21 protein-coding genes are annotated in these 22674 nt (G+C 56.8%); 14 read left to right on the top strand and 7 right to left on the bottom strand.

Features of this window, described 5'->3' with window-relative positions:
* Positions 1–225 precede the first annotated feature (225 nt).
* The 3 genes from ACR0BU_RS05710 to ACR0BU_RS05720 are packed head-to-tail and all read left to right on the top strand — an operon-like array spanning position 226 to position 1825.
* Positions 226–1083, top strand: coding sequence for a hypothetical protein (locus tag ACR0BU_RS05710; RefSeq protein ID WP_480735437.1), 858 nt, complete (start codon positions 226–228; stop codon positions 1081–1083).
* Complete coding sequence (locus ACR0BU_RS05715) at positions 1083–1478, top strand: cell division protein ZapA (protein WP_480735439.1); 396 nt, start codon at positions 1083–1085, stop codon at positions 1476–1478. Before ACR0BU_RS05710 ends, ACR0BU_RS05715 begins: the two co-directional genes overlap by 1 nt.
* Positions 1475–1825 carry an MliC family protein gene (locus tag ACR0BU_RS05720; RefSeq protein WP_298935712.1) on the top strand — a complete coding sequence of 117 codons (351 nt, stop codon included), beginning with the start codon at positions 1475–1477 and terminating at the stop codon, positions 1823–1825. The genes ACR0BU_RS05715 and ACR0BU_RS05720 overlap by 4 nt, the downstream gene beginning before the upstream one ends.
* Before the next feature lie 6 nt (positions 1826–1831).
* Here ACR0BU_RS05720 and grxD read toward each other — a convergent pair whose 3' ends face one another.
* The 5 genes from grxD to ACR0BU_RS05745 all read right to left on the bottom strand — a co-directional run bounded on the left by grxD (position 1832) and on the right by ACR0BU_RS05745 (position 8553).
* Positions 1832–2194 carry a Grx4 family monothiol glutaredoxin gene (gene grxD, locus ACR0BU_RS05725; protein WP_480735441.1) on the bottom strand — a complete coding sequence of 121 codons (363 nt, stop codon included), beginning with the start codon at positions 2192–2194 and terminating at the stop codon, positions 1832–1834.
* Positions 2195–2376: 182 nt separating this feature from the next.
* Positions 2377–2613, bottom strand: coding sequence for a BolA family protein (locus ACR0BU_RS05730; RefSeq protein ID WP_298935708.1), 237 nt, complete (start codon positions 2611–2613; stop codon positions 2377–2379).
* Between the two features lie 133 nt (positions 2614–2746).
* On the bottom strand, positions 2747–4906 hold the full coding sequence (purL, locus tag ACR0BU_RS05735) for a phosphoribosylformylglycinamidine synthase subunit PurL (RefSeq protein WP_480735443.1): 2160 nt from the start codon (positions 4904–4906) through the stop codon (positions 2747–2749).
* A 195-nt stretch (positions 4907–5101) separates the two neighbouring features.
* Complete coding sequence (locus tag ACR0BU_RS05740; RefSeq protein WP_480735445.1) at positions 5102–7366, bottom strand: mechanosensitive ion channel family protein; 2265 nt, start codon at positions 7364–7366, stop codon at positions 5102–5104.
* Positions 7367–7644: 278 nt separating this feature from the next.
* Entirely contained in the window at positions 7645–8553 is a 909-nt protein-coding gene (locus ACR0BU_RS05745; RefSeq protein ID WP_298935702.1) for a LysR family transcriptional regulator, read from the bottom strand.
* 169 nt (positions 8554–8722) lie between these two features.
* Between ACR0BU_RS05745 and ACR0BU_RS05750 the strand changes: the two genes are divergently transcribed.
* The 10 genes from ACR0BU_RS05750 to ACR0BU_RS05795 all read left to right on the top strand — a co-directional run bounded on the left by ACR0BU_RS05750 (position 8723) and on the right by ACR0BU_RS05795 (position 20134).
* Positions 8723–12142: an indolepyruvate ferredoxin oxidoreductase family protein gene (locus ACR0BU_RS05750; RefSeq protein ID WP_480735447.1), complete on the top strand. Its 3420-nt coding sequence runs from the start codon at positions 8723–8725 to the stop codon at positions 12140–12142.
* Positions 12143–12220: 78 nt separating this feature from the next.
* A complete protein-coding gene (locus ACR0BU_RS05755) occupies positions 12221–13099 on the top strand; it encodes a lysophospholipid acyltransferase family protein (protein ID WP_299075114.1) in 879 nt (292 codons plus the stop codon).
* Positions 13100–13107: 8 nt separating this feature from the next.
* Positions 13108–13917, top strand: coding sequence for a glutamate racemase (gene murI / locus ACR0BU_RS05760; protein WP_480735449.1), 810 nt, complete (start codon positions 13108–13110; stop codon positions 13915–13917).
* Between the two features lie 94 nt (positions 13918–14011).
* Entirely contained in the window at positions 14012–15040 is a 1029-nt protein-coding gene (gene argC / locus ACR0BU_RS05765; protein WP_480735451.1) for an N-acetyl-gamma-glutamyl-phosphate reductase, read from the top strand.
* A 7-nt stretch (positions 15041–15047) separates the two neighbouring features.
* Positions 15048–15494 (top strand): cytochrome c maturation protein CcmE, encoded by a 447-nt coding sequence (gene ccmE / locus ACR0BU_RS05770; protein ID WP_480735452.1) that lies wholly within the window; start codon positions 15048–15050, stop codon positions 15492–15494.
* Positions 15495–15612: 118 nt separating this feature from the next.
* Complete coding sequence (locus tag ACR0BU_RS05775) at positions 15613–16224, top strand: holin-associated N-acetylmuramidase (RefSeq protein WP_480735453.1); 612 nt, start codon at positions 15613–15615, stop codon at positions 16222–16224.
* The gene (locus tag ACR0BU_RS05780) at positions 16215–16793 is read left to right on the top strand and encodes a holin family protein (RefSeq protein ID WP_480735455.1); all 579 of its coding nucleotides are present in this window, start codon (positions 16215–16217) and stop codon (positions 16791–16793) included. The genes ACR0BU_RS05775 and ACR0BU_RS05780 overlap by 10 nt, the downstream gene beginning before the upstream one ends.
* A 74-nt stretch (positions 16794–16867) precedes the next feature.
* Entirely contained in the window at positions 16868–18832 is a 1965-nt protein-coding gene (locus ACR0BU_RS05785; RefSeq protein WP_480735457.1) for a heme lyase CcmF/NrfE family subunit, read from the top strand.
* Positions 18829–19284 carry a cytochrome c-type biogenesis protein gene (locus ACR0BU_RS05790; protein ID WP_298935682.1) on the top strand — a complete coding sequence of 152 codons (456 nt, stop codon included), beginning with the start codon at positions 18829–18831 and terminating at the stop codon, positions 19282–19284. The genes ACR0BU_RS05785 and ACR0BU_RS05790 overlap by 4 nt, the downstream gene beginning before the upstream one ends.
* A gap of 73 nt (positions 19285–19357) precedes the next feature.
* Positions 19358–20134, top strand: coding sequence for an enoyl-CoA hydratase-related protein (locus ACR0BU_RS05795; RefSeq protein ID WP_299075126.1), 777 nt, complete (start codon positions 19358–19360; stop codon positions 20132–20134).
* A gap of 6 nt (positions 20135–20140) precedes the next feature.
* Here the strand turns inward: ACR0BU_RS05795 and bmt are convergent, their stop codons facing one another.
* Both bmt and ACR0BU_RS05805 read right to left on the bottom strand, forming a co-directional pair.
* Positions 20141–21154, bottom strand: coding sequence for a betaine--homocysteine S-methyltransferase (gene bmt / locus ACR0BU_RS05800; RefSeq protein ID WP_299890007.1), 1014 nt, complete (start codon positions 21152–21154; stop codon positions 20141–20143).
* Between the two features lie 123 nt (positions 21155–21277).
* Positions 21278–21598, bottom strand: a complete 321-nt coding sequence (locus tag ACR0BU_RS05805) for a DUF1476 domain-containing protein (RefSeq protein WP_298935675.1) — start codon at positions 21596–21598, stop codon at positions 21278–21280.
* A gap of 186 nt (positions 21599–21784) precedes the next feature.
* On the opposite strand from ACR0BU_RS05805, the gene purC reads away from it, so the two are divergent.
* The gene (gene purC, locus ACR0BU_RS05810) at positions 21785–22540 is read left to right on the top strand and encodes a phosphoribosylaminoimidazolesuccinocarboxamide synthase (RefSeq protein WP_298935673.1); all 756 of its coding nucleotides are present in this window, start codon (positions 21785–21787) and stop codon (positions 22538–22540) included.
* Positions 22541–22674 lie beyond the last annotated feature (134 nt).

Consider the following 22674-nt stretch of genomic DNA (forward strand, 5'->3'; position numbering starts at 1 on the left):
CCTTCGGGTTACAAGCAGATTGCGGGCTCAATACCATCCACCCCTCAAAGTGCAAGCGGAACCGGGCGTTGCAGGCTTGACCAGCTTGAAGAGTGTTGCCCAAGTGATTGAAACCAAACAGTGGGTATTTTCTGTCGCATTCCGTTAGACTAGAGACAGGCGGGCCGGGTTTTGATTCGGATCATCCCGCAATAGAATGAACCTTGATAAAGAGGTGACAGGGGCATGAGCCAGATCGAGGAACTACAGCACCGCATCATCGCTGCGATGGAACGTATCGGCAGTGGCGTTGAGGCCTTGCAACACACAGCCACGGGCAGTGGTGTTCCGGACGAAGCGTTGCAGGCGGTACTGGAGGAAGAGCGTGTTGCCAATGCTCAACTTCAAGAGCGGTTGAAAGTGCTGAAGGACCAGCACGAACAGGAAGCGGACGAGCTGCGCAACGAGCTTGAGGAACTGCGGTCAACATCCGACGAAGACAGCGAAAGTGACTCGCTACGGGAAGAACTGGCGCAAGCAACTGCGAAACTTGTATCGGTCGAGGCGGCAAGGGCAGAGCTGGCAGATGCCAAAGCTGCGCTTGAAAACAGCGAAGAGCTGGACGCTTTGAAAGCCGAGAACGAGAAGTTGCGCTCAGAACTGGATGCTCGCGAAGACCCCACACCACTGCGGGCTGAATTGGAACAGCTTCAGGCGCTGATGTCCCAGGCGAAACAGATCGAAGCGGAAAACGCCCGGTTGCGGTCAGAACTGGCCGACACGGAACGGGTTGGCGATCTGAGTGCAGAGTTGGAGATGTTGCGCGCCGAACGCACCAGCCATGGTGCCGCCATGTCGCGGTTGGATGATGATCTTCAGAGGATGCGCAAGGCCAATGAGCAATTGCGTAGCTCGGTTGACGAACTAAGAGCTGCGGCTGAAGACGGTGTGCCAGATGCTGAATTGCTAAACCGGGCCACCGTGGCCGAGCTTGAAGCAACGCGGGCTGCGCAGGCGACAGATGCGGCCGAGGCACATGCTGTACTGGCGCGCCTGGAACCACTGCTGTCGCAGGCGAAACTGGCAGAAGGTGAGGTGGAGTGATGCCCGAATTGACCATTCATATCGGTGGGCGCGGCTTTGAAGTGTCCTGTCAGGAAGGTGAAGAAACGTTTTTGCAAGCAGCCGCCAAGATGCTGGATGACGAGGCGCAGGTTCTGTCAGATCAGATTGGGCGGATGCCGGAATCACGGATGCTGCTGATGGCTGGCCTGATGCTGGCAGACAAAACGGCGGCCACCGAAGAGAAAGTGCAGGCGCTTGAGGCCAAGCTGGCCGAAATCGAAGCCAAACTGAACGAATTGCGCGCTGCACCCTTGCCAGAACCCGAACGGATTGAGGTTGCAGTCGTTCCTCCGTCCGTTACGGACACGCTGGCCGAACTGGCCGCGCGCGCCGAGGCGCTGGCCTCGGTCGTCGAGGAGAAAAAGGCACGATGAGCAGTCTGCGCAGCATCGCTGGCGGTGCGTTGATGGCAATACCCGCTTCGGTGGCACTGGCCGAAATCGACATTTTGTCGGTAACTTTCACCTGCGAGAACGGGGTGCCGTTGCCGGTGACGTATTTTAATGTCTCTGACGGGCCGGGCGCAGCAGCGACGCTGGTGGACAACAAACTGGTACCAATGCGTCAGGTCGCAAGCGGATCTGGCATTCGGTACGAATCCACCGAAGGTGAGGGCACCTACATCCTACGTTCCAAGGGATGGAACGCATCGATCAGCTATCAGGCGGCAGGTGATGCCACCAGCGAGCAGGTCATTTATCAGGATTGCTCCAGCCGTTAACCTTGGTCAGGCGTTTGCTTCGCGAATTTTGTCGGCCGCTTCTTTATTATATTCGACGCTATTCTCTTCAAACAGCGTGTCCAACTCACCCGACAAGGTCATTTCGGTGATGATGTCGCAACCGCCCACAAACTCGCCTTTGACGTAAAGCTGAGGAACCGTCGGCCAGTCGGAATAATCCTTGATGCCTTGGCGAATGCCCTCATCGGCAAGAACGTTCACATCGGTGTATTCGACACCCATATAGTTCAAAACACCGGCCACACGCGAAGAGAACCCGCATTGCGGCATCTCTTTGGTGCCTTTCATGTAAAGCACAACGGTATTGGCTTTGACGGTTTCGTCGATCTGGGTTTTAACGTCGCTCATTTTGCGTTTCCTTCACATGTCACGTCGATGGCGGTTGTTCATGTTTTCTCGCCACGTGTTGTCATCGTGTGTCTTTTTAACGAGGCCCAAATTGGTTGCTTCCATTCCAAGCGGAGGTTTCTCGTTTGGATCAGGAGGAGACCAACTGCCCATTGACTTCAGGACCTCCCACAAAAATTTCATCATTCAGGCACTTTTGTGGTCAGCGCCAGCGCGTGCAATTCACCATCTGGGCCGTCCATCTTACCTTTCAAGGCTGCATAAACAGCGCGCTGCTGTTGCACCCGGTTTTTGCCGCGAAAACTCTCGTCTACGACCATGGCCGACATATGTACCCCGTCGTTGCCGCCAACCTGAATCTCCGCATCGGGAAAAGCGTCGCGCAGCAGGTGTTCGATATCGTTGGCACTCATCGGCATTTAGGTTTCTCCTGAAGGTCTTTCCCAAGATGTAGAGCGCCGGGGCGGGGCGTGCAAGGGTCAGATAGACGCCTTGAAAGGACAAAACCTGCACCGAAGAAGGCGCAGGTTTTCTGATGTGCCGGTGCCGGAATCAGGCAACGGCTTCGGCGAAACTATTGCGGAAAGTGCTAGTCAGCTCATCAAGCGGAGCCTCGGATGTACCGATGCGGACACTATCGCCTGTAAACCGCCCGACCGATACCAATGGAACGCCCGCCTGACCGGCGGCAATCATCAATGCCTCGGCTTGATCAAAGTTGCAGGCGACCAGATAGCGAGCCTGATCTTCGCCGAACAGGAACTCGGTCGAGGCGTCGTCAAGGCAGACCCCGACGCCAGCTGCTTCGGCCAGTTCAAACGCAGCAAGTGCCAAGCCGCCGTCAGTCAGATCGGTGCAGGCCTTGATCATCTCGCGATTGGCGCGGATGAAATCGCCATTGCGCTGTTCGGCATCCAGATCCACATGCGGGGCGTCGCCGTCTTCGCGGTTGAAGACCTCGGCGAGCAGCGCGGATTGGCCCAGATGACCGGTTGTTTCACCGATGACAAGCGCCACATGGCCATCGCGAACCTCGTCTCCGATGATCTCATCCGTGTGGCTCAGCAAGCCAACTGCGCCGATGGTTGGGGTGGGTAAGATCCCCTGACCGTCGGTCTCATTATACAGCGATACGTTGCCCGACACGATCGGCATATCCAGCGCGGCCACGGCAGCGCCGATGCCTTTGATCGCGCCGACGAACTGACCCATGATCTCGGGTTTTTCGGGATTGCCAAAGTTCAGGTTGTCGGTTGTTGCCAAGGGCCTGGCGCCAACGGCTGTCAGGTTGCGATAGGCCTCGGCCACCGCCTGTTTGCCGCCTTCTTCCGGATTGGCACGCACATAGCGGGGCGTCACGTCGGATGTAAAGGCTAACACCTTGTCGGTGCCATGAACACGCACCATGCCAGCGCCCAGCCCGGGCGTGCGGGAACTGTCGGCCATGACCATCGTGTCGTATTGTTCATATACCCACTGCTTCCCCGCGTAGTTAGGCGAGGCGAGCAAGGCGCGTAAACCGTCGATTGGGTCGATCTGAGGCACTTCAGCTAACTCTTCCGCTGCCGGGGTCGGTTCCCACGGGCGGTCGTATTCCGGTGCAGTCGAGGACAGCTTTGACAGAACCAGATCGGCCTTTACCTCGCCGTTGTGGACGATCAGAAAGCGATCTTCTGCAATGGTTTCGCCGACGATTGCGAAATCGAGGTCCCATTTTTCGAACACGGCGCGGGCTTCGGCCTCAAGTTCGGGCTTGAGGACCATCAGCATGCGTTCCTGAGATTCAGACAACATCATCTCATAGGCGGTCATGTTTTCTTCGCGCTGGGGTACGTTTTGGAGATCGAGGCGCACGCCCAAACCACCCTTGTCGCCCATTTCCACAGCGGAACAGGTCAGGCCAGCCGCGCCCATGTCCTGGATCGAGATCACGGCGCCGGTTTGCATCAACTCCAACGTCGCTTCCATTAGGCGCTTTTCGGTAAAAGGATCGCCAACTTGTACAGTGGGGCGTTTTTCTTCGATCGTGTCGTCAAATTCTGCTGACGCCATGGTGGCACCGCCGACGCCATCCCGGCCTGTTTTGGCACCGAGGTAAACGACGGGCATGCCAACACCCGAGGCGGCGGAGTAGAATATCTTGTCGCTATCGGCGAGGCCGGCCGCAAAAGCGTTCACAAGGCAATTGCCATTATACGCGGGGTGGAATCGAACTTCGCCACCAACACATGGCACGCCAAAACAGTTGCCGTAGCCGCCGATGCCTTCAACGACACCGTTCACCAGCTGGCGGGTTTTGTGGTGGCCGGGTTCACCGAAAGACAGCGCATTCATCGACGCGATCGGGCGCGCGCCCATGGTAAAGACGTCCCGCAGGATGCCACCAACTCCGGTTGCGGCGCCTTGGTAGGGTTCGATGTATGACGGATGGTTGTGGCTTTCCATCTTGAAAACGACGGCTTGACCGTCGCCGATATCCACGACACCTGCGTTTTCACCGGGTCCGCAGATCACTTGTGAGCCGGATGTCGGCAGCGTGCGCAGCCATTTCTTGGAGGATTTGTAAGAACAGTGCTCGTTCCACATGGCCGAGAAAATGCCCAGCTCGGTAAAGCTCGGCTCGCGCCCGATGATCTCGAGGATCATGTCGTATTCGTCGGGTTTCAACCCATGGGCGGCAATCAGATCCGGTGTGATGGCTGGCTCTTGCATCCTGTATCAGTCCCCGAGATGGCAATTGTTGGCGCCTTTTAGGGGAAGGGGCCGCCGGGGGAAAGGGTAAAGGCGTTTTGTTCGATTTGTACCCGTTTTTCGCGGGTCATCTTCCGTGTTGCACAAACGCAAAGAGGCGCAATAGCGCCTCTTCGTCTACACCCTAAGTGCGGTTTCAGAGTGGTTTTGGACGCGCTATTTCTGCTGGTCCTTTTGCACCTGTTGGGCAACCGCGTCACCCGCTGCGGCGGCGAGTGCGGACTTTTGTTCATGCGTCAATTCCTCGGCCTCTTCCTGGCCTGGAATCGCAACGCGGACCTCGCGACGTGCAAAATCGATACCGTTGGCGTTGAACTCGGCCTTGACCCGATTGAAGATCTCCTTGCGCAGCGTGAATTGTTTGCCGGGCTTGGCCATGAACTTGCCGCGGATAATCATGCCCACATCATCAAAGTCGAACACACCTTGCGATTTGAAGGGCTGCAGGAAGCCATCCTTGTGGGTTTCATCCGCCATCATCTCGGCGCCAATCTTCTTGAAGATCTTCTTGACCTTGTTTGGATCAGTGTCGAACGGCACGGTGAACTTGAGCTTCATAATCACCCAGTCGCGGCTGAAATTGGTCAGCTTCTGAATCTCGCCATAGGGGATCGTGTGAACCGCACCGCGATGGTGTCGCAATTGCATCGAGCGGATCGAGATCTTTTCGACCGTACCCATTGTGCCGCCAACATCAACATATTCACCAACCCGAAATGCATCGTCGACCAGGAAGAAGACGCCGCCAACGATGTCTGCCACCAGTTTCTGTGCGCCGAAGCCGATAGCAAGACCCAGAACACCGGCACCGGCCAGCAGGGGCGTAATGTTGATGCCCAAGGCTCCCAACGCTAATAGGCCAAAGATCACGGCAATCGTAACCTGAGCGGTAATACGTAGCAGCGGCAGAACAGTGGCCAGACGCGATCCGCCAGCCCCGCCGCCTTCGCCGCCAGCTTCCTCATCAAGTGCCTCAGCAGCCGTCTGCTCTCTGGCAAGGCGGCGGTTGATCCACAGCGACACGATTTCGTTCATGATATAGCCAACAGCTATGATCAGAAGGAACTCGATGACGGCTCCGCCAACTTCGGCACCGATCCCTGCCGACGCGACGTGACGCAGATCCAGCTCCCAGGTTCGTGAAATCATGAAGACGACAAACAACCCGGCCAGAACCCGGCCAATTCGGATATAGCTGCGTTTGGTCGACCGATAGGCTTGTTCGGCCAGCGGACCTTCACCGGCCATGGGCGGCTGAAGGTGACGTACCAGACCCCGAATGAGCGTATCCAGCGCAGGCGCAATCAGCAGCCAGAACATGGTGGTAAAGTGCGGCCCCTTCGACAGCAGGGCGCGGGTCGACGGATCACGCTGAGCAACCAGGAACTCGACAAGCAGCCAGATTACTGCTGAAACACCGATCGCGAAGTAGGGATAGTAATGAGCCACATCTTCATCGAACTTGGTGTGGTCAGGATCAGTGCCCAGCATCATCTGAGAGAGGCCCTCTCGGGCCGTCCAGGCGATCACACCAATATAGATGTGTATCGCAGCATTGAGCCAGAAACCGATCCGGGTGTCCGCCGGTGTGACGCCGTTAAGCGCATTGAACCGGACGACGAACAAGGTGACACCGATCAGAAGAAGCAGGCCGATCAGGTTCCGGTGCAGGTATTTCGCCCAGTGATCGTCAATATTGACCAACCGATAATGTGGCTTGTTAGGCGCAAGTATGAAACGTGAAGCTGCGGCGCCCAAACGCGGAACCCAGATCAGGTAGAATACGAATGGCGCGGCGTAGGTAATTTGTTCCGTCGTCAGCAGGCCACGCCCAAGTGCACGTATCACGACGTAGAAAACAACCAGCCCGGCGATCTCACGGCAGAACCGACGAAACAGATATCGGACTGCGCCCCAGAGATCGGCATCGTCTTCACCGTCGGACTTTTCGTGCCACTTTCGGGTGAGCAGGCCAAACAGCTTTTCGGCGATGAACCCGGCCACCAGAACCATCAGGATAAGCCCAAAGAGTGTAAACACACCGCTTGATCCAAATGTCGCTGCGAAATTGTCAAATGCAGTAAGCTGTGCGCTCACGATATTTGGCAAAGTCTTTAGGACCTGGGTCCAGGATGTGACCATCTCGGCCCAAATCTCACTGATCTCGGTCAGCGGATCTTCGTGATCTTCCTGTGCGGCTGCTTGTGTTTTGGCAACGGCATCTAGGCGTTCCAGCAGAATAGCACGAACCTGATCGTCCGACATCCGGGCCACCAGACCATCGACTTGGTCAGGTGTTAGGTCCTCGGGGATACTGACACTCGAGGTTGAATCTGTTGTGCCGGTCACTTGCGCGTGTAGCGGCCCTGAAAGCAGTAACACTGACAGCAACGCCATCAGCATGCGAAATGGGTGGAACATCGGTTTTGTCCTCGATCACGAAAAATTGGTTTTTTTCGTGATCATAGGCGGGCGCCTGCGTTTTTCCCAGAAGATTCAGCGGCCTATTGGTACGCAATAGGCGATAGGCCAAAAAAAAGGCCGAGCACTAAGCTCGGCCGTAGTCCAACAGGGAGGTATGAAGATGATGAGCGTTACAGCATCACCGCCTTCGAATGCTCATTTAGGTGTCAGTTTGTGAACGTTCAAGATGTTTTAACCTTACTTTAAGGCATGTCCGATATGCGATCGCTGCATACCTAGAGTTTTCCCATTTGCTTCAGTTGCTTGCGCTGCGCGATGATTTCATCCTGAACGAAATCCCGGAACGCGGCAACCCGCTGAGATTGGCGCAATTCCTCGGGATAGGCGAGGTACACGGGCACATCCGCAGTTTCGATATCCGACAGCACGGGAACAAGATGGGGGAAGTCCTGGGTTACGTAATCGGGCAGAACGCCGATACCCAGATTGTGCAGAACCCCTTGCAGAACGCCGAAGTAATTATTGACGGTCAATAGTGACCTGGGGTTGTAGGTCATCAGGTGCCCCACCATCGATGCGCTAGCCCCTACCTGCGGCGCGGCGGGTGTTTGACAAATCAAACGGTGGTTTTTGATGTCTTCTAGGTTTTCCAGCATACCGCCGTGGGTTTCGATGTATTCCTGCGTGGCATAGAGCATCATCTGCACCGTCATCAGGCGCTTGCGGACAAGATCGGCTTGGCTGGGTTCTTTCATGCGAATGGCGACGTCCGCCTCGCGCATGGGCAGGTCCAGCACACGCTCTTCCAGCATCAAATCAATGTTGAGGTCGGGATATTGTTCATAAAGTTTCGGCAGACGAGGGGCCAGCCACAGGGTGCCAAAGCCGAAGGTTGTTGTTACGCGCAGAACGCCAAAGACCTCTTCCTCGCTGTCGCGGATACGGGCCGCTGCCGCGTCCAAACGTTTGGACATGGCAGAGGTGGCATCGAATAATAGCTCGCCCTGTTCAGTGAGGATGAGGCCGCGCGCGTGCCGGTGAAACAGGGTCGCGTCGAGTGATTCTTCCAGTGCGCGGATTTGACGACTGACAGCGGATTGCGACAGATTCAGTTTGTCGCCTGCGTGCGTCAGGCTGCCAGCGTCTGCAACCGCGTGAAATATTCTAAGCTTGTCCCAATCCATCGCCGCAACTTTCGTTATCCTCGGGAAGGCCTATATGAAATAGGTAACAAGTTCCACATTCAAACAGTGAAATCGTTACCTTTCAGGGGATAACCTCTATGCAGGTCAGAATATATGACCTAAAATGCCTGAAGATGAAGCACACTGATCTGACGAGGGGAGACGTTTGATGAGTCAGCCACAAATTTCGCTAAACGACCGGTTCGATCTTACTAAAAACCCCGTTCTTCTGAACGGTACTCAGGCACTGGTACGCTTGATGCTGATGCAGAAAGAGCGCGACCGGCAGGCCGGGCTAAACACGGCAGGGCTGGTGACGGGGTATCGCGGATCGCCTTTGGGTGCGGTGGATCTACAAATGACCCGCGCGCAGAAGCAACTGGCGGAAAGCGACGTTACCTTTCAATACGGTTTGAATGAAGACTTGGCCGCGACCGCCCTTTGGGGCAGCCAGCAGGCCGGTTTGCGTGGCGATGGCCGGTTCGATGGCGTCTTTGGCCTGTGGTACGGCAAAGGCCCTGGCGTCGACCGGTCCGGCGATGTCATGCGTCACGCCAATATGGCTGGAACGGCAAAACATGGTGGTGTGCTGATGGCGATGGGCGATGACCATACCGGCGAAAGCTCGACCGTGTTGCATCAATCCGAATGGTCACTGGTTGATATGTATATGCCAGTGGTCAGCCCTGCTGGTGTGCAGGAAATTCTGGATTACGGCATTTACGGCTTCGCGCTCAGCCGGTTTGCCGGGGTTTGGGTGGGTCTCAAGACGATGAAAGACACGATCGAGGTGACCTCGGTCGTGGATGGCAGCCCTGATCGGATGCAGGTTGCCATTCCAGATTTTGACATGCCCGAGGGTGGGCTGAACATTCGTCTGGGCGACACGCCGCATCTGCAAGAAGCGCGGATCATCGATTACAAACGGTTCGCCGCCGAGACATTTTCCCGCGCAAACAAGCTGGACAAGCGGGTCTGGGGCGAACCCGGCGCCAAAATCGGTCTAGTTGCGGCAGGCAAGAACTGGTTGGACCTGACCCATGCTTTGTCTCTGCTCAATATTGATGAGGCCGAGGCCGAGCGGCTGGGGATCACCACTTACAAGGTTGGCCAAACCTTCCCGTTGGATATGACCGGGTTCCACGATTGGGCCGAGGGGTTGGACCTTATTGTTATCGTGGAAGAAAAGCGCAAGTTGATTGAAGTTCAGGTCAAAGAAGCGATATTTGATGACCGGCGCGGCCGCCGGGTTTATGGCTGGTACAAGGGCGGTGCTGGGACGTTGCACCGCGAAGAACTGTTCCCGACACGGGGCGCACTTGATCCGATTATGATTGCCGAGAAACTGGGCGACATCCTTATCGAGGAGGGGCGCGATACAGACGGTGTGAGGGCAGGGCTGTCCAAACTGTCCGAGGCGCGCCGGGCGGATAACGCCCAAGAGATCGCGACCCGGTTGCCCTATTTCTGCTCGGGATGTCCGCATAACAGCTCGACCAAGGTGCCGGAAGGTAGTCGGGCATATGCGGGGATCGGCTGCCACTACATGGTGCAGTGGATGGACCGGAACACCACAGGCTTTACCCAGATGGGCGGTGAAGGTGCGAACTGGATCGGGGAAGAGCCGTTTTCGATCACCAAGCACGTTTTTCAGAATCTGGGCGACGGAACCTATAACCATTCCGGTGTGCAGGCCATTCGGGCGGCATTGTCGGCGGGCACAAATATCACTTTCAAGATCCTGTTCAATGACGCGGTCGCAATGACCGGGGGGCAGGATAACGAAGGGGACCTGACCGCTGAGCGCATCGTGGCCGAGGTCAAGGCGATGGGCGTCAAGGATGTCGCATTGGTCTATGACGAAAAGGAAGACGTGAATTTCACCACGCTGCCAGCGAGTGTTGAAACTTTTGAGCGCGCCGAATTGATGCAAGTGCAGGAACGGTTTCGCGAGATCGAGGGCACCTCGGTCATTGTTTATGTTCAGACCTGTGCCGCCGAAAAGCGTCGTCGCCGCAAGCGGGGAACATTCCCCGACCCGGACAAACGCGTCTTTATCAACTCGGAGATTTGCGAGGGTTGCGGCGATTGTGGCGTGCAGTCGAACTGTGTCTCGATCGTTCCCAAGGAGACGGAACTGGGCCGCAAACGGGCGATTGACCAATCCAGTTGCAACAAGGACTTTTCCTGTGTGAACGGATTCTGCCCGTCCTTTGTGACATTGGAAGGCGCCAAGATCCGCAAAGAGGCGACCACCGAAATCGACCTACCGGATCTGCCAATGCCAGTGCTGCCCGACATCAAGGGCACGCATAACGTGGTGATCACTGGGGTCGGCGGTACGGGTGTCGTGACACTTGGTGCCGTCTTAGCGCAGGCCGCACAGATTGATGGCAAGGGCGCAGGCATGATGGAGATGGCCGGGTTGGCCCAGAAGGGTGGCGCGGTGCATATCCATTGCCGCATTGCCAACCGCCCGGAAGACATCAGTGCCATTCGGGTTGCGACTGGCGAAGCGCATGCGCTGATCGGGGGCGATCTGGTGGTTTCGGCCGGGGCAAAGACTCTGGGTCTGACGCGAACGGGCCAAACAGGCGCAGTCGTGAACAACCACGAGACAGTGACGGGCGATTTCACCCGGGATACCGAATTCCGCATCCCCAGTGATCAACTAGAACTGGCCTTACAGGCGCGGTTGAAGGATGGGGTTTCAACATTCGATGCGACCGATCTGGCCCGCGCTTTGATGGGGGATTCGATTTATTCGAACATGATGGTGTTTGGCGCTGCCTGGCAGCGCGGCATCCTGCCGGTCAGCCATGAGGCCATCCTGCGGGCGCTGGAGCTGAACGGCACCGCAGTTGAGCGCAACAAACGCGCCTTTGATCTTGGGCGTTGGGCGGTTTTGCATCCAGATGAGGTCAAGACCATTCTGTCGCCGTCCGTGACCGAATTGCCCAAAACGCTGGACCAGATCATCGCGTTCCGGGAACAGCACCTAAGCGCGTATCAAAGCGCCCGACTGGCGAAAAGGTATCGCAAACTGGTGGACTCGGTGACGGATGAGACGGTGCGCGAAGCCGTGGCCAAAGGGTATCACAAGCTGCTGTCCTACAAGGACGAATACGAGGTTGCCCGGCTGTTGCTGACAAGCCGTGACAAAGCCGCGTCCGAGTTTGATGGTGACTTCAAGATGACCTTCCATCTGGCCCCACCGATCTTTGGTGGCAACAGCGGCAATGGCCGTCCGCGCAAACGGGCATTTGGGGAATGGATGCTTGGCCCATTGAAGCTTTTGGCAAAGATGAAGTCTTTGCGTGGCACGCCGCTGGATGTCTTTGGATATTCAGCAGAGCGGAAAATGGAACGCGCTTTGATCCGGCAATACGAAAAAGACATGACAGAGGTTCTGGCTTTGCTGTCGCAGAACACACATGATGCTGTCGTGGCTCTGGCCCGGTTGCCATTGGACATTCGTGGTTTCGGGCCGGTTCTGATGGAAAATGAAGAAAAAGCGGCCAAACGACGCGAAGAACTGCTGGCGACCATCCGCAGTGGAGGCCCGGAAGTACGAGCGGCGGCCGAGTAGCGCGTCACAAGTTTGTCACGTTATCTAGGCAAAATTGCTGCCTGCATTTATACTGCAGGCAGCAAACCGGAGACCCGCATGCCCTCGCGCCGCCATGTCGTTCGTGACATTTCTTATTCTTATTCGGCCGCGACCAAAGGCGGACGGATGGTCATCAAACTGATGGAAAACACCACCGGTCGCCTGCGTCTGATCAAGCGCGCGGACGGGTACGAGAGAGAGGTCGCCAAGGGCCGGGATTTTTGGGCCGTTATGGTCGAACGCTATGGGCTGACGCTGGACGTGGTCGGCGGGTCATTGTCCAATATTCCCAAGGATGGGCCGCTGATCCTGATTGCCAACCACCCTTATGGTATTCTGGACGGTTTGATGATGGGGCATATCCTGTCTCAGACGCGGGGTGATTTCCGGATTTTAGCCAACCGTGTGTTCCGCAAAGCCGAGGACCTGAACCGCATTATCCTTCCGATCTCGTTCGACGAAACAAAAGAGGCGATGAAGCTGAACCTGGAGACGCGGAAAACTGCGTTGAACTATCTGGGCGAAGGCGGGGCGATGGGGGTATTCCCCGGTGGCACGGTCAGCACCGCGGTCAAGCTGTTTTCGCAACCGATGGATCCCGGCTGGCGCGGGTTTACGGCGCGGATGGTGGCCAAATCTGATGCAGCTGTAGTGCCTGTGTTTTTTGACGGCCACACATCGCGCCTGTTCCAGATTGCCAGTCATTTGCACAATACTCTGCGGATGGGTCTGTTGATCAAAGAGTTCAAAAAACGCGTCGATACGCCCGTCAAAGTGGTCATCGGTGAACCCATCCAGCGTGATGTTCTGGACCCTATGGGCAAGGATACGCGCAAGATGATGGATTTCCTGCGCAAAGCCACGTATGAGCTGTCTCCGAAGCCGTTGAAGTCCTATGACTACGGCTATGAATTCGAGGAACGGCATCGCGCCTAAAGGGGCAAATGGCAGTAGGCATCTTTGATTCCGGTTTGGGCGGTTTGACCGTCCTGAACGCCGCGCAGAAACATCTGCCGGACGTGGATTTTCTATATTATGCGGACAATGCGCACGCACCCTACGGTGTGCGCAACGCAGATGATATTTACCAGCTGACCCGCAAAGCCGTTCAGGATTTGTGGGCGCGGGGCTGCAATCTGGTGATTCTGGCGTGCAACACCGCCAGCGCTGCGGCATTGCGACGGATGCAGGAAGAAGGCGTGCCCGAGGGCAAGCGCGTTTTGGGTGTCTTTGTACCCCTGATCGAGGCCCTGACCGAGCGGCAATGGGGCGACAACAGCCCGCCGCGCGAGGTTGCGGTCAAACACGTCGCTCTGTTCGCGACACCTGCCACCGTTTCCAGCCGGGCTTTTCAGCGTGAATTGGCGTTTCGGGCCATAGGTGTGGACGTCGAGGCGCAGGCCTGTGGGGGCGTCGTCGACGCGATCGAAGAGGGTGACATGATCCTGGCCGAAGCGCTGGTACGGAGCCATGTGGATGCGCTGAAACGGAAAATGCCCGAGCCTCAGGCCGCCATTCTGGGCTGTACCCATTATCCGTTGATGACTGATGCGTTCCAGAAGGCGCTTGGCCAAGATGTTCAGGTGTTCAGCCAGGGCGATCTGGTCGCCGAAAGCCTGGGTGACTACTTGCAACGGCACCCCAACATGCTGGGCGATGGCGCGGGTGGTTTTGTAACCACGGGCAAGCCGAGCTTTGTCAGTGACCGGGCAACCCAGTTTCTCCGACGACAAATCGCGTTCGAGGCGGCCTGACTTAGGTCAAGGACTGCGCCTGAAACTTTCCTTAACTCGAAGACCGTCGCATCGGCGGTCGTGATATGTGACACACTGAAGTAAGAGGTCTGACATGACCCATAAAATCGCAATTCTGGGCGCGTCCGGTTACACTGGTGCAGAACTGGTGCGGCTGATCGCCGAGCACCCGAACATGGAAATCGTCGCGTTGGCCGCTGAGCGTAAGGCGGGCCTAACGATGGCACAGGTTTTCCCGCATCTGCGCCACATGGACCTGCCGGACCTATGCAAGATTTCCGAGATTGATTTTGCCCAGATCGACCTTTGCTTTTGCGCATTGCCGCATAAAACCAGCCAAGAAGTGATCAGGGATCTGCCTAAGACCTTGAAAATCGTTGATCTGTCGGCTGATTTCCGGCTGCGAGAGGCGGACGAGTACGAAAAGTGGTATGGCAATCCACACACCGCGCTCGAGCATCAGGAAGAGGCCGTTTATGGCCTGACCGAGTTCTACCGGGATGAAATCCGCGTTGCGCGTCTGGTGGCTGGCACGGGTTGCAACGCGGCAACGGGGCAATTTGTTCTGCGACCGCTGATCACGGCGGGTGTCATCGATCTGGACGACATCATTCTGGACCTGAAATGTGCCGTGTCCGGGGCCGGGCGGTCATTGAAGGAAAACCTGCTGCATGCCGAGATGAGCGAAGGCGCGAACGCTTATGCGCTTGGGGGCACCCACAGGCACTTGGGCGAGTTCGATCAGGAATTTTCGAAACTGGCAGGGCGGGCTGTTCACATACAGTTCACGCCGCATCTGATTCCGGCCAACCGGGGGATTTTGGCCACGACTTACGTCAAAGGTGATCCACAAAGTGTTTATGAAACACTGGCCAAGGCGTATCAGGATGAACCCTTCATCCAGATGTTGCCGATGGGTGAGACGCCGTCGACGCACCATGTGCGTGGCTCGAATTTCTGCCATATCGGGGTTGTTGCTGATCGGATCGAACGTCGCGCGATTGTGGTCGCGGCACTGGATAATCTGACAAAAGGTAGCAGTGGACAAGCCTTGCAGAACGCCAACCTAATGTTAGGTGAGGATGAAACCCAGGGTCTGATGATGGCCCCTTTGTTCCCATGAGGACGGTATGAAAACGCTAAAGAAACGTCGCCGTATACAAGTCATTCTGGTGGCCGTTGTCGCCCTGACGGTGTCGACGGCGTTGATTGGCTATGCGATGCGGGATGGGATCAACTTTTTCCGCTCGCCCAGTCAGGTGATTGCAGAGCCACCGTCACCAACCGAGGTGTTTCGTATCGGTGGGCTGGTCGAAGATGGCTCGATCGTTCGGGGTCAGGGTGAAACCGTTCGGTTTGTCGTGACCGATGGTGGGGAAAGCGTTCCCGTAGCCTTCACTGGCGTTCTGCCGGATCTGTTCACGGAAAACCAAGGCATGGTTGGCACTGGAAGCTACGTGAACGGTGTCTTCGAAGCAACTGAAATACTTGCCAAACATGATGAAACATATATGCCGAAAGAGGTGATGGATGCCCTTAAGGAGCAGGGCGTCTACAAAGAACCCGGCGAGAGCTGAGGTTCAATACAATTGGTTTTGGGGCGTTGCGTGTTCTGGACATGCAGCGCCCTTTGTTTTGTGCCGGTCTTAACTGCTGTTCGGGATGGTCTGACGCACCGGGATTTAGGGGTGTGACATGCAGGCAGTTCGACAGATCGCCAATGAGATTGTGGCGCGGGAAGGCGGGTTTGTGGATGATCCGGATGATCCGGGCGGTGCGACCAAGTTTGGCGTCACAATCCATACGATGCGAAGGCTGGGGCTGGATCTGACCGGGGACGGGATTGTGACGAAGGCTGATGTCAGATCGTTAACCAGTCGGCAAGCCGTTGATATATTTGTTCAACACTATTTTGAGAAACCGAATATCTCGCACCTGCCTGAGGTGCTGCATGCATCGATGTTCGATATGTATGTGAATGCCGGGGCGCAGGCCGTCAGAATCCTCCAAAACCTTCTGCGGGATATGCGGTTCGACATTTCGGTGGATGGGATGATCGGCCCGCAAACTGTGCAGGCCTGCAACCGCGCAGGGCAGCCTGATCCCGTCGCACTGCGCGATGCTTACGGTGTCGCGCGAAGAAACTACTATTTCCGATTGGCGGATCGGCGGGTTGCATCACGCAAATACGCACGTACACGTGCCGGAGGCAAAGGTGGCTGGATCAAACGCGCCGAGGAGTTTTTGTCGCCGCGATACCACATGACGGCTGCAGAATTTCAAAGGAGGGTCGCAGGATGGGCTTGATCTCGGGCGTGTTGGCTTTGTTGTTTGGCGGCGGGCGCAATGTCGTTCAGGAAACTGCTGAAATCTTTCGGGAAAACTCTGAGGCAGGGGGTAACCGTGCGCTGGCGGTTCAGACTCAGGCCATGACACAGTTCGGGGCCGAGTTTCAGGTCCCGCGCAAAGGTGGCTTTGATCGTTTCATGGATGGGTTGAACCGCTTGCCCCGTCCTGCGCTGGCATTGGGCACGTTGGGTTTGTTTGTCACCGCCATGGTCGATCCTTTATGGTTTGCAGCGCGGATGCAGGGGCTAGCCCTGGTGCCCGAGCCCCTGTGGTGGCTTCTAGGGGTGATCGTGTCCTTCTACTTTGGTGCCCGCCATCAGGCTAAAATACAGGATCTACAAAGGGATATCTCGGCAACGATGCTGCGCGCTCCGACGGTGATGGCCAATCTGGAGGCCTTGCAAAACCTACGGGCCGACAGTCCGGGTGTGGCAGATCCGGGCCCTGATGCCGGGTTGTCGATAGCGCTCAGTCAATCGGACGCCAATCCCGCGTTGGAGGACTGGCGGCGCTTGCGCAAGGCATGAGCCGCGACACTATGTGCCTTTTAATAAGGCGAAAGTTATTGGTGCTTGGGCCCGCTCAGGAGTATATCTTTCGCATGATCACAGAGTTTGGCCACTTCGCCCTTATCCTCGCCTTTTTTGTAGCAATCGTGCAAAGCGTGGTGCCGCTGATTGGTGCCTCGAAGCGCTGGAATGGCTGGATGCTGTTTGCGGAACCGGCGGCAATCACGCAGTTCCTGCTGACGGCATTTTCCTTTGGCGCACTGGTCTGGGCGTTTACCACCTCGGACTTCTCGCTGCGGATCGTGGTGGAAAACAGTCACTCGGCGAAACCAATGCTCTATAAGATCAGTGGAACATGGGGGAACCACGAAGGCTCGATGCTGTTGTGGGTGCTGATTGTCACCTTGTTCGGCGCTATGGCGGCATTCTTTGGTGGCGGTTTACCACCCACGCTCAAGGCGCGCGTCCTGGCGGTGCAATCCTCGGTAGCGGTGGCGTTCTTTGCCTTCATCCTGTTCACCTCGAACCCGTTTGACCGGCTGGCCATTGCCCCGTTTGACGGGCGCGATCTGAACCCATTGCTGCAAGACCCGGGTTTGGCCTTCCATCCGCCGTTTCTGTATCTGGGCTATGTGGGCCTGAGCATGGCGTTCAGCTTTGCCGTTGCGGCGTTGATCGAAGGCCGGGTCGACGCAGCTTGGGGTGGTTGGGTACGACCATGGACCCTTGCGGCTTGGATTTTCCTGACGATTGGAATCGCATTAGGGTCGTGGTGGGCCTACTATGAGCTGGGTTGGGGCGGGTTCTGGTTCTGGGACCCGGTCGAGAACGCCTCGTTCATGCCGTGGTTGCTGGCGGCGGCGTTGCTGCATTCCGCTATCGTAGTGGAAAAACGCGAGTCGCTGAAAAGCTGGACCATTTTGCTGGCTATAATCGCATTCGGGTTTTCGCTGATCGGCACATTCATTGTGCGTTCAGGCCTGCTGACATCCGTACATGCCTTCGCGACCGACCCTGAACGCGGTATCTTTATCCTGCTTATCCTGGTGGTGTTCATTGGCGGGGCGCTGACGTTGTTTGCTGCGCGCGCCCAAGCGATGGAGGCCAAAGGCGTGTTTGGCATGGTGAGCCGCGAAAGCGCACTGATTGTGAACAATGTGCTGCTTGCGGTCAGCTGTTTCGTGGTGTTCGTGGGCACGATGTGGCCAATGGTGGCCGAGATGGCGTTCGATCGGAAGCTGTCGGTCGGAGCGCCATTTTTCAACGCGGCCTTCACCCCGTTCATGGTTCTGCTGGGCCTTGTCCTGCCAATTGGTGCGATGTTGCCGTGGAAACGAGGGCGCCTGAGACGGGCCGTCTGGTCGTTGCGGTATATCTTTGGGCTGGCTCTTGCACTGGCGTTGCTGGTTTGGGCCATGCAGACAGGACGCAGTGCTTTGGGACCGGCTGGCGTGTTCCTGGGGTCTTGGATCACCTTCGGCGCGATAGTCGATCTCTGGAGCCGCACAGGGCGCAATGGCAACCTAAAACGGTTGTTGCGGCTGCCGGGCGCTGATTGGGGTAAGGCTGTCGCCCATACCGGTCTTGGCGTCACAATATTCGCTATTGCGGGCCTGACGGCGTGGGAGGTCGAAGACATTCGCGTCGCGCAGCCCAATCAACCCTTTGAAGTCGGGCAGTTTACTCTGACATTGCAGGATGTCCGTCGCGTTCAGGGACCGAACTACTTCTCGACTATGGCCGATGTGCTTGTCGAAAGGAACGGACGTCCTGTGACGACCTTGCAGCCCGAGAAGCGCGATTATCCGGTTGCGCGCATGCCGACAACCGAGGCAGCGATCGACTACCGGTTTACGCGGGATTTGTATGTGGTGATCGGGGATCAGCAACGGGATGGCGGCTGGGTTATGCGCACCTATATCAAACCGTTCGCCAACTGGATATGGGCGGGGTGCTTGATGATGGCACTGGGTGGTGTCTTCAGCTTGTGTGACCGCCGTTTCCGCGTGGCAGCCGGGGCGCGTAAAACCGCGCCAGGCGGAGTGCCTGCCGAATGAAGCGTCTTGTCCTGATCTTTCTGCTGATGGCCTCGCCACTTTTTGCCGTGCAGCCTGACGAAGTTCTTGAGGACCCGGTGTTGGAGCAGCGGGCCCGCGACCTGAGCACCGGATTGCGGTGTCTTGTGTGCCGGAACGAGAGCATCGACGAAAGCAACGCCGATCTTGCCCGAGACCTGCGGCTGTTGGTGCGCGAACGCCTGGTGGCTGGTGACTCGGATGAGGAAGCGATTGCATTCATCGTGGATCGATACGGTGAGTATGTGTTGTTGAAGCCAACAACGTCCGGATCGAACGTGTTTTTGTGGCTGGCAGGGCCAATCATGTTGTTCATCGCGGCAGGCGTGGGGTGGACCTTCCTGCGCAATCGATCCAAAGCCCACGAGCTTGGTGATAACGACGCGCTGAGTGACGAGGAAAAAGAGCACCTGCGCCAAATTCTCGAAGACTGACGCGTGGTTCCGCTTTTCCTTGACGCGCGAATGCGTCAGGGTTCCGCAAAACACGGCGCGAGGGAGGCTTTCCATGGAATACGAAACGATCCTGTTGGACATCACGGATGGGTTGGCAGTTCTGACATTGAACCGTCCTGACAAGATGAACGCGCTGACCACTCAGATGCGGGCCGAGATCACCCATGCGATGAAACAAGCCGCCAAAGACGCCCGGTGCGTTGTGCTGACAGGGGCGGGTCCTGCCTTTTGTTCCGGTCAGGACCTTGGGGATGCATCCAGTACCGGCAAAATCGATCTGGAACGGTCGCTGCGTGACGAATACGAGCCGATGCTAGAGACCATTCACAACTGCCCGGTTCCAACGATTGCCGCCGTAAACGGACCTGCTGCAGGGGCCGGGGCCAATCTGGCGCTGTGTGCCGATGTAGTGATTGCGACCGAAAGCGCCTATTTCCTTCAAGCTTTTGCGCGCATTGGCTTGCTGCCAGACGCCGGTGGCACCTGGTTCATGCCGCGTCAGATGGGGCTGGCCAAAGCGATGGGCGCGGCCCTGTTTGCCGACAAGATCAGCGCCCGTCAGGCAGATGAATGGGGCCTGATCTGGGAGGCGATTGCAGATGATGCGTTTGACGCCCATTGGCGCAAGCGGGCCGCGTATCTGGCCAGCGGTCCGACTGCAGGCTTTGGTGCCATCAAACAGGCGTTGCGCGGGACCTATGAAAAGACGTTGCCGCAGCAATTGGCGACCGAAGCCCATTTGCAGGGAAATTGCGGACGTACACGTGATTTCTCGGAAGGTGTTGTCGCCTTTTTGGAAAAGCGCCCCGCAAAATTTGAAGGGCGCTGATACGGTTTAAGCGCGGCGGCGGCGGCGCGTGCGCCGCTCGGGGGCGGCATCGTCACCGGTGCCGTCGGACGCCGACGAAAATGGCCCCAAAGCATCGGTGATCTGATCTAGAGTTGGGCGATCTGCGCGCGGCACTGAATCGAGGGCTTCGCGCATCTTCTCAAGATGTGCAGGCATGGTGCCGCAGCATCCGCCGATGATCTTGGCTCCGGAATCCCGGGCCATCGCCGCGTATTGCGCCATAAGTTCAGGGGTGCCGTCGTAATGGATGTGGCCATCGACATATTTCGGAATGCCTGCATTGCCCTTTGAAATCAGTGGGCGTTCAGTGCCCTGAGCGGCAAAGCCCAGCACTGTGCGCAAGATGTCCGACGCTCCGGTGCCGCAGTTTGCGCCAAAGGCGATCGGCGGGTTGGGCAGCGTTTCCACCAGCAATGCCAGGTCGGCCGAGGTCACACCCATCATGGTGCGCCCGGCGGTATCAAAGCTCATCGTGCCGCACCATGGCATGTCGGCAAGAGCAAAAGCCTCAGCTGCGGCGCGGAATTCTTCGGGTGCGCTGATGGTCTCGACCCAAAGAACATCGACGCCACCATCTTTAAGCGCCTCGGCTTGTTCGTGAAACATCTCGACAGCCTCGGCATGAGACAGGCTGCCAACGGGCTGCATGATCTCGCCGGTTGGGCCTACAGATCCGGCAACCACAACCGGGCGTCCGGCCTTGTCCGCTATGTCGCGACCAAGCTCGGCGCCGGCACGATTCAGTTCAGCGACGCGGTTCTGAGCGTCATGCAATTTCAATCGGGCTGAGGTGCCGCCAAACGTGTTGGTCAAGAACAGATCGCTGCCCGCATCGACGGATCCTTTGTACAAGGACCGGATTTTGTCGGGGGCGTCCACGTTCCAAAGTTCAGGCGCATCGCCGGATTGTAAGCCCATATTAAACAGATTGGTCCCGGTCGCACCGTCAGCCAAAATAGAGTCCGCAGTTTCCAGAAGTTTGCTCAGGGCGTTTGTCATGGGATGTTCCAAAAAATAGGCGCAAAACGCCGTTTTAAATCAGAGACGCCCCGTGTCTCATGACCGGGACGTCAAATCAATTTCATAAAACTCATGAAGATCATGAGTTCCAGAATTAAGGACTCAGGCTTCGGCCTCTGCCATCACTTGCTCTTTGGCTTCAACCAGCAGTTCGAGCATCTTTTCGCGAATTTTTGCTTCGTCCGCCAGATCGCCCAGGTAGCCTTTAACAGCCTCGACAACATCGTCTTCGCTGACATTTTGAAGGTCAGCGTGAACGAGTACCTGCCCGTATGCACGCGCTTGTTCCACGGTTTCGCCCTTCAGCGCCGAAGCCCAAACCGCCATAAATCGGTTGCGGCGCATGCGGGCAATAAACTGCATTTTTTCATCATGTGCGAATTTGTTTTCAAACGCGGCTTCACGTTCGTCAAATGTGGTCATTGGTTGGGGACCCCTTGGGTTAAACTTCTTTCCTGATGATATGACTATACGAGACCGCAGGTGCAAGGTATTTGCGCTGAGTCAAAGCCTCTCGGCCTTGCGAACTTGCGGGAAAGGGGGGCTTGGACTATGAGGGCGCCACCGGAGAGGGACTCATTCACTCACCCAGGACTGGAAAGGTCGCTTATGGCGCGTCGCAAGAAGATCTATGAAGGCAAAGCCAAGATTCTGTATGAGGGCCCTGAACCGGGCACGATTGTGCAGTACTTCAAGGACGATGCCACTGCGTTCAACGCCGAAAAGAAAGACGTGATCGACGGCAAAGGTGTTCTGAACAACCGTCTGAGCGAGTTTTTCATGACCGGCTTGACCCAGATCGGTGTGCCGACCCATTTTATCCGCCGTTTGAACATGCGAGAGCAGTTGGTGCGCAATTGCGAGATTATCCCGTTGGAAATCATCGTGCGCAACTATGCTGCCGGATCGATGTCCAAGCGTTTGGGTATTGCCGAAGGCACGCAGCTGCCGCGCCCGATCATCGAGTATTGCTACAAAGACGATTCCCTGGGTGATCCGCTGGTTTCGGAAGAGCATATCGCGGCCTTTGGCTGGGCCAGCCAGCAGGATATGGACGATATCCTAAGCCTGGCGCTGCGCGTGAATGATTTCATGAGCGGCGTGATGCTGGCAGTTGGCATTCGCCTGGTCGATTTCAAAATCGAAATCGGACGCGTCTATGAGGGTGATTTCCAGCGCCTGATCGTGGCCGACGAAATCAGCCCCGATAGCTGCCGTTTGTGGGATATCGAAACCGGCCAAAAGCTGGACAAGGATGTGTTCCGCCGCGATTTGGGCAATCTGACCGATGCCTATTCAGAGGTCGCGCGCCGGTTGGGTGTTTTGCCCAAAAGCAACGTGACCAAGCCAACACTGATCAATTGATCCGATTGCAGGCCTGACCTAAATTCAAAAGCGCCGTTTCCAAAGAAGCGGCGTTTTTTGTGTTTGCGTGATCACTTAATTTGATAATCAGTACGTGCATGGGAAGATTTGCCCGATAAGTTTGGCAAAAAAGG

Source organism: Ruegeria sp. CK2 (assembly GCF_056536585.1).

Excerpts from the sequence above, each read along its gene's own strand:
- ACR0BU_RS05710 (WP_480735437.1), top strand. The coding sequence starts at position 226 with ATGAGCCAGATCGAGGAACTACAGCACCGCATCATCGCTGCGATGGAA.
- ACR0BU_RS05715 (WP_480735439.1), top strand. The coding sequence starts at position 1,083 with ATGCCCGAATTGACCATTCATATCGGTGGGCGCGGCTTTGAAGTGTCC.
- ACR0BU_RS05720 (WP_298935712.1), top strand. The coding sequence starts at position 1,475 with ATGAGCAGTCTGCGCAGCATCGCTGGCGGTGCGTTGATGGCAATACCC.
- grxD (WP_480735441.1), bottom strand. The coding sequence starts at position 2,194 with ATGAGCGACGTTAAAACCCAGATCGACGAAACCGTCAAAGCCAATACC.
- ACR0BU_RS05730 (WP_298935708.1), bottom strand. The coding sequence starts at position 2,613 with ATGCCGATGAGTGCCAACGATATCGAACACCTGCTGCGCGACGCTTTT.
- purL (WP_480735443.1), bottom strand. The coding sequence starts at position 4,906 with ATGCAAGAGCCAGCCATCACACCGGATCTGATTGCCGCCCATGGGTTG.
- ACR0BU_RS05740 (WP_480735445.1), bottom strand. The coding sequence starts at position 7,366 with ATGTTCCACCCATTTCGCATGCTGATGGCGTTGCTGTCAGTGTTACTG.
- ACR0BU_RS05745 (WP_298935702.1), bottom strand. The coding sequence starts at position 8,553 with ATGGATTGGGACAAGCTTAGAATATTTCACGCGGTTGCAGACGCTGGC.
- ACR0BU_RS05750 (WP_480735447.1), top strand. The coding sequence starts at position 8,723 with ATGAGTCAGCCACAAATTTCGCTAAACGACCGGTTCGATCTTACTAAA.
- ACR0BU_RS05755 (WP_299075114.1), top strand. The coding sequence starts at position 12,221 with ATGCCCTCGCGCCGCCATGTCGTTCGTGACATTTCTTATTCTTATTCG.
- murI (WP_480735449.1), top strand. The coding sequence starts at position 13,108 with ATGGCAGTAGGCATCTTTGATTCCGGTTTGGGCGGTTTGACCGTCCTG.
- argC (WP_480735451.1), top strand. The coding sequence starts at position 14,012 with ATGACCCATAAAATCGCAATTCTGGGCGCGTCCGGTTACACTGGTGCA.
- ccmE (WP_480735452.1), top strand. The coding sequence starts at position 15,048 with ATGAAAACGCTAAAGAAACGTCGCCGTATACAAGTCATTCTGGTGGCC.
- ACR0BU_RS05775 (WP_480735453.1), top strand. The coding sequence starts at position 15,613 with ATGCAGGCAGTTCGACAGATCGCCAATGAGATTGTGGCGCGGGAAGGC.
- ACR0BU_RS05780 (WP_480735455.1), top strand. The coding sequence starts at position 16,215 with ATGGGCTTGATCTCGGGCGTGTTGGCTTTGTTGTTTGGCGGCGGGCGC.
- ACR0BU_RS05785 (WP_480735457.1), top strand. The coding sequence starts at position 16,868 with ATGATCACAGAGTTTGGCCACTTCGCCCTTATCCTCGCCTTTTTTGTA.
- ACR0BU_RS05790 (WP_298935682.1), top strand. The coding sequence starts at position 18,829 with ATGAAGCGTCTTGTCCTGATCTTTCTGCTGATGGCCTCGCCACTTTTT.
- ACR0BU_RS05795 (WP_299075126.1), top strand. The coding sequence starts at position 19,358 with ATGGAATACGAAACGATCCTGTTGGACATCACGGATGGGTTGGCAGTT.
- bmt (WP_299890007.1), bottom strand. The coding sequence starts at position 21,154 with ATGACAAACGCCCTGAGCAAACTTCTGGAAACTGCGGACTCTATTTTG.
- ACR0BU_RS05805 (WP_298935675.1), bottom strand. The coding sequence starts at position 21,598 with ATGACCACATTTGACGAACGTGAAGCCGCGTTTGAAAACAAATTCGCA.
- purC (WP_298935673.1), top strand. The coding sequence starts at position 21,785 with ATGGCGCGTCGCAAGAAGATCTATGAAGGCAAAGCCAAGATTCTGTAT.